Consider the following 395-nt stretch of genomic DNA (forward strand, 5'->3'; position numbering starts at 1 on the left):
GTGCGCGGCGCTCATGTTGAAGCCGGAGATGTGTTAGGAGAAAATAATGAAAAAAACTAGTGTTCGTGACATCGCCCTTGAAGCGCTGATCAAATTAGAACAAAACCAGGCATACAGCAACCTGCTGCTGAAATCGGTCATTAAATCAAATGAACTGAGTGATCAGGACAGAGGGCTTTTGACTGAACTTGTCTATGGTACATTTCAAAACAAAATCGCGCTTGATTATATGCTTAAACCGTTTATCAATAAGCCTCAAAAAGTAAAGCCGTGGGTGATTCAGCTTCTTCGCCTATCCTTATATCAAATGGAATATTTGGAGAAGATTCCAGATAGGGCAGCCATCCATGAAGCGGTTGAGATTGCTAAAATCCGCGGACACAAAGGCATTGCTT

General features: G+C 42.3%; 1 protein-coding gene. It reads left to right on the plus strand.

Translation table 11 applies throughout. The annotated features are described in order from the left end of the window. Positions 1 to 46: 46 nt before the first annotated feature. On the plus strand, positions 47 to 395 hold a 349-nt coding region (locus RVS70_RS23030; RefSeq protein ID WP_321135062.1), incomplete at its 3' end, for a transcription antitermination factor NusB.

The sequence above is a fragment of the Virgibacillus sp. M23 genome (genome assembly GCF_034190895.1).
In the GTDB taxonomy this organism is placed as follows: domain Bacteria; phylum Bacillota; class Bacilli; order Bacillales; family Amphibacillaceae; genus Virgibacillus; species Virgibacillus salarius.